The organism is Brevundimonas abyssalis TAR-001 (assembly GCF_000466985.1).
Taxonomy (GTDB): Bacteria; Pseudomonadota; Alphaproteobacteria; order Caulobacterales; family Caulobacteraceae; genus Brevundimonas; species Brevundimonas abyssalis.
The window spans coordinates 1-4,885 of record NZ_BATC01000096.1; the positions used below are offsets into that span (position 1 = coordinate 1).

Below are 4,885 nucleotides of genomic sequence, written 5' to 3' on the forward strand. Positions count from 1 at the left end.
CCCTTCAAATCCCGATGCGCAAGGTCACCCGTTCTGTCGACGAAGGCGGCCGGGACTTCGCCCGCGACATCGCCAGGACCGATGCCTGCGTCGTCTCCCGGCGCGAGCGGAAAAAAGTCGAGATGCTTTTGCCGTGGTGACAGGAGACGGCAAAGTTTCACGCCGGGGGCCGCTCCGGGCCATGCCTGGAGATGCGCCGCGCCGGAGCCCGCGTGAGGGCCGTCCTATGATTTCGCCGCAGGCTTTGCTTTGGCCGACGGCGTCGGCTCAGGCTGCGGGGCCTCAGTCTTGGGGGCTGTGCGCAGGGCGCCGGTCAAGCCGTCCAGGTCGGAGCCGGACAGTCCCACTTCCGCCATCAGTTGATCGACGAGGGGCGCCTGGGCCCGGTAGCGCAGCGCGCTGCTCACCACCTGGTCGGACAGGCTGCCGCCGTCCTGGCCGCCGGCGGACGCTCCGGCGCCGCCGCCGCCGTTCAGGCCCTCGACCTGAACGATCTTGATCGAGTCGATATTCTCCATCGGCTTGACGGATTCGGCGATGATGCGGTCCAGGTTCTCGATGAGCTTGATGCGGATCTGCATCGCGATCTGTTCGGGAGAGAGGAGGTTGGCGGCGGCGTTCAGAGCATTCTGACCTGCGGCGTCGACCTCGTAGCGAAGACGGGCGGCTTCGGCGGCGGCGCGGACTGCCTCTGCCTCTGCCTCTGCCTTGATTCGCGTCTGGTCCGCGGCCCCGCGCGCTTGCTCGCGCACAGCCTCGGCCCGATCCGCCGCAGCTGACTTTTCGGCCTCGGCGGCGACGCGGATGCCGATCGCCTCGCGCTCGGCTTCCTTGGCCGCTTCGATCAGCTCAATGATCTTCTGCCGGTCCGCGGCCTCACGATCGCGAACCGTCTTCACCTGCTCTTCGGCCTGAACAGCGAGCGCCAGTGCTTGTCAGCCTCCGCCTTGGCCTCGGACTGGGCCCTGGATTTTTCGGCGACGGCGATATCCCGATCCTGTTCGGACAACTCGATCGATTTCGCTTTCTCGATGTTCTGCGTCTCGATCGAACGCGCCTTGGTGATCTCGCGCTCTGCGACCTCCTGCTCCATGGCGATCCGCTGCTGGGCGATCAGCCGGTCAGCTTCAATCCGCGCCTGGTCGATCTGTTGCTGGGCGGTGATCTTCGCGCCTTCGGCCTCGCGGTTCCGTTCGGCTTCCTGGCGAGCGACGTCGGCGGCCTGTTCGGCCCGACGGTTGGCGACTTCGCGCTCCTGCTCGAGTTGGGCGTATTCCTCATCGCGGCTGATCTCGAGGGTGCGGCGCTGCGCCTCCAGGTTCTTGGTGCGGATCTGGACCTGGGTGTCCTGTTCGATGTCGTTGCGCAGCTTCTTGCGCAGTTCGATTTCCTCGGTCAGCCGGGTCAGGCCTTCAGCATCGAAGGCGTTGGACGGATTGAAATGCTCCATCGCCGTCTGGTCGAGACCGGTCAGGGACACGGTCTCCAACTCGAGACCATTCTTGAGAAGGTCCTCGGATGACACCTGCTGCACCTTCTGGACGAAGTGCGTGCGCTGCTCGTGCAGCTCGGTCATCGTCAGCTCGGCCGCGACCGACCGGAGCGCATCGACGAACTTGCCTTCGACCAGCTCCTTCAACTCCCCCGGATTCATGGTGCGCAGCCCCAGAGTCTGGGCGGCGGACGCGATGGCTTCGGCGCTCGGCTGCACCCGGACATAGAACTCCGCCAGCACATCCACGCGCATGCGGTCCTTGGTGATCAGGGCCTGTTCATTGGACCGCTGAACCGCCAGCCGCAGCGTGTTCATGTTGACTTCGATGGTCTCGTGGAGAACGGGCAGAACCAGCGCCCCGCCGTTCATCACGACCTTTTCGCCTCCAAAGCCGGTGCGGACGAAGGCGGTTTCCTTGGCGGCGCGCTTGTACAGCCGCGCAAAAACCAGACCCAGGATCAACAGGGCCGCAAGGCCAAGACCGGCGATGATGGAAATCTCGATGAGCGAGTTCATTTCGGGGAATTCTCCGGACTGCGGTCGATCAACTGGCAGAGTCGAGCAAGGACGCGCTTGTGGTGCGTATGGCGTAATATCGAGCCCCGACGTGCCGAACGAGCAGCACGTTGGAGCCTTGAGCGAAGGCGTCGGTCGGGGTGTCTGGCTCGACCATGACGTAGTGGGCCTGGCCGTGTTCATCGCGAACCCGGGCCTGGGCGGCGCTTTCGTGACGCGCCTCGCCCGTGACGATGGTCGCCACACGGCCGATCAGGCTGTCGCGTGACACGGCCTGGGTCTCATCGCGCGGCATGATCCGGGACACAACCCGACCGAAGACACGCGTCACGGGCAGGGCTATGATCAACGCTGCGGGCGCGGCCATGAACCACGGCGCCGGCTGGCCGAGGAAGGCTGCGAACAGTCTCTGACCGATCAACCCGGTCATGCCGAAGGCGAACAGGAAAACAACGATCAGCATCAACAGCGGCAACCGACCGACGTTGATCCAGGACAGCAGGGAGGGAGTTTCGACATTGACGTCGCCATCCAGGCCGTCGATCCCTTCGCCGACCGCCAGCCCCGCACCCAGCCCTAAAGCCTCGACGACTCCGATCAGGAGCATCAGAACCAGGGCCGCTACAAACGGCACGTTGCCGGCGGCGAGGATGAACTCCCACATAGACAATCAGTCCTTGTCAGCAGCCCGCGCCCTGATGGCGGCCAGGCGCTCGTCGACGCGATTGCGGCGAGCCAGGCCATCAAGCTCGGCCAGCTTGGCGCCCTTTTCGCGCTCGACACCGCCCAGAGCCGGAGCGCCCTCTTTCGCCATCAGCCGGTCGAAGGCGCCGGTTGCACTCTCCACGCGGCGGGTGACGCTGGGCCCCTCGCCGGAGCCCACGCCGCTGTTCGCCGCACCCGCCTCATCGGCCCCGCGCTGACGCGCCAGCAACATCGACTGAAACGCTTCCTCCATCTCGCGGCTTGGCCAGCAGCGCGGCGACGTAGCCCTCCAGCTCGATTTCCCGCTTGCCGGCCTCGGCCACGGTCGCTTCCAGCACGGGGACCTGAGCTTCGACGTCCAGCTGATGTTCGATTGCGGCGCGCGCCAGGTCTTCGCGGCCTTCGCGCAGCGCCAGTTCGATCTGGCCGGCCAGTTCTTCGTGTCGGCTGCTCTGTTCGGTCAACCGCTTGTTGGCCAGATGCTTGCTCGCGATGGTGCGGCCCAATTCCGCCCGCACGTCGTCAACCGCCTTGTCGATCTCGCGCAGTGTCTGCTGCACCACAGCGTCGGGCATCGCGCCCTCGATGGCGTCGATGAGCGCGTGTGCGCTTCCCGAGACGATGCGGCCAACGCGCGCGCCCAATGTGTCCGCCATGATCCTGAACCCTTCCGTTAGCGCGCGGCCGCAGCCGCAGAAACAAGCCGCATCAAATCATCAAGCACCGCCAAGCGGCGGGAGACGACATGTGCGTCGTAGCCTGGCGCGGTCGGCGTGACCGCCCACCGCAATAACTGTTCCGTCATTCTCGCCGCACAGTCCACCAGTCGCGCCTCAAAACGCTGGAGGTCGGCGGCGGTGGTCTCGGCTCCTGGTCTTGGAGCAATCAGTGCGAGGGCGAGAAACTCCTCAGCCGTGGTCATCAGACTCACCGCGACTTCGGAGTGGGTGTCGAGATCCTGCTCTACGGCTCGAAGGGCGCGGATTGCCGATGAGAAATGATCATGGCTGAGGGAGAGAGCCGTCGAAAAGGATTGTATCGGCTCGGCGTTCTGGCGCGCCTGCCGAATTAGCCCGCGGATCTTGTCGCTCGCGGTAACGGCGCCGTCGATCTCGAGGACGGCGAGAAACCCGTTGTCCTCTTCTGACAAGCGGACGCTCAAAGGTGCCGACAGGGAAGCCATGCTCGTTACGTAATACAGCGTAGTGCATTTGTAAACTGATGCCTTGAAATTCAGTTCTGTTGCGCGGGCGCCGGCCGGTCAGGTGGGGCGCTTGATGCGGGGAGATCCAGAGCGAATGTCGCGCCGCCTTGAGATCCGACCAGGGTCAGGTCTGCTCCATTGGTCCGCAGAAGCGCGTGGGCGATCGCCAGACCCAGCCCCGTGCCGCCTTCGCTCCGCCGCGTGGTGAAGAAGGGCTCGAAGATGCGCTGGATGTCACCCGGCGCGACGCCGGGACCGTTGTCGGACACGGTGAGGCGCACCCGCTGACCGTCAACCCGTCCCGTGATCGTGACCCTTGTGGCGCCCAGCTGGCGGCTGTTCTCCATCAGAACAGACAAGGCCATCTCGAGGCTCGCGGCCGGCACTGCGACCAGAGGCAGGCCTTCGGGAAGGTCGACGTCGATCTGCACCGGGCCTCCCCATGCATCCGCGATCCTGACCGCCACGCTGCGCAGGTCGACGGCCGCCCCTGCCTCCGGCCGCGCCATGTCAGCGCGCGCCAGGTCCAGCAGGCGGGCGACCAGCTCCGACAGTCGGCGACTGTCAGCGGCGATGTTATCGAGGAAGCGGCGGCGCTGGTCCGGCCGCATGTCGTCGGCGTGATCCTGAAGAAGTTCGACCGCGCCCTGAATGCCGGCCAGCGGCGTCTTGAACTCGTGGCTGACCGCAGCGGCGAAATCGCGAAGATAGCGGGAGCGGCGCTCCACCGCCTCGGCCATGCGGCCGAAGTCCTCGTAGAGTTCCTGGATCTCCACCGCCGCCGTCGCGGGCGGGGGCGGGACGAAGCCGTCTCCATGGGTGACGTCGCGCGCCGCCCGGCGCAGGACTTCGATCGGACGGGCGATCCCGCGAGAGACCAGCACCGCCAGCACGCTGAGCAGCCCGAGGACGCCGATCACGCCAAACAGGATCTTGCCGCGGTCCTGATAGATGCCCTTGAACAG

7 protein-coding genes are annotated in these 4,885 nt (G+C 65.7%); all 7 read right to left on the reverse strand.

Annotation, left to right across the window (positions count from 1 at the left end):
- Positions 1 to 224 precede the first annotated feature (224 nt).
- Entirely contained in the window at positions 225 to 899 is a 675-nt protein-coding gene (locus tag MBEBAB_RS17830; RefSeq protein ID WP_242397187.1) for a flotillin domain-containing protein, read from the reverse strand.
- Positions 896 to 2,011 (reverse strand): flotillin family protein, encoded by a 1,116-nt coding sequence (locus MBEBAB_RS17835; RefSeq protein ID WP_242397188.1) that lies wholly within the window; start codon positions 2,009 to 2,011, stop codon positions 896 to 898. The genes MBEBAB_RS17830 and MBEBAB_RS17835 overlap by 4 nt, the downstream gene beginning before the upstream one ends.
- Positions 2,012 to 2,039: 28 nt before the next feature.
- Positions 2,040 to 2,675, reverse strand: coding sequence for a YqiJ family protein (locus MBEBAB_RS14405; RefSeq protein ID WP_021698719.1), 636 nt, complete (start codon positions 2,673 to 2,675; stop codon positions 2,040 to 2,042).
- 6 nt (positions 2,676 to 2,681) lie between these two features.
- Positions 2,682 to 2,948, reverse strand: coding sequence for a hypothetical protein (locus tag MBEBAB_RS15310; RefSeq protein ID WP_052516824.1), 267 nt, complete (start codon positions 2,946 to 2,948; stop codon positions 2,682 to 2,684).
- A complete protein-coding gene (locus tag MBEBAB_RS14410) occupies positions 2,917 to 3,372 on the reverse strand; it encodes a PspA/IM30 family protein (RefSeq protein ID WP_052516825.1) in 456 nt (151 codons plus the stop codon). Before MBEBAB_RS14410 ends, MBEBAB_RS15310 begins: the two co-directional genes overlap by 32 nt.
- 17 nt (positions 3,373 to 3,389) lie before the next feature.
- Positions 3,390 to 3,899 (reverse strand): hypothetical protein, encoded by a 510-nt coding sequence (locus MBEBAB_RS14415; RefSeq protein WP_045319455.1) that lies wholly within the window; start codon positions 3,897 to 3,899, stop codon positions 3,390 to 3,392.
- 50 nt (positions 3,900 to 3,949) lie between these two features.
- On the reverse strand, positions 3,950 to 4,885 hold a 936-nt coding region (locus MBEBAB_RS14420; RefSeq protein WP_045319456.1), incomplete at its 5' end, for a HAMP domain-containing sensor histidine kinase.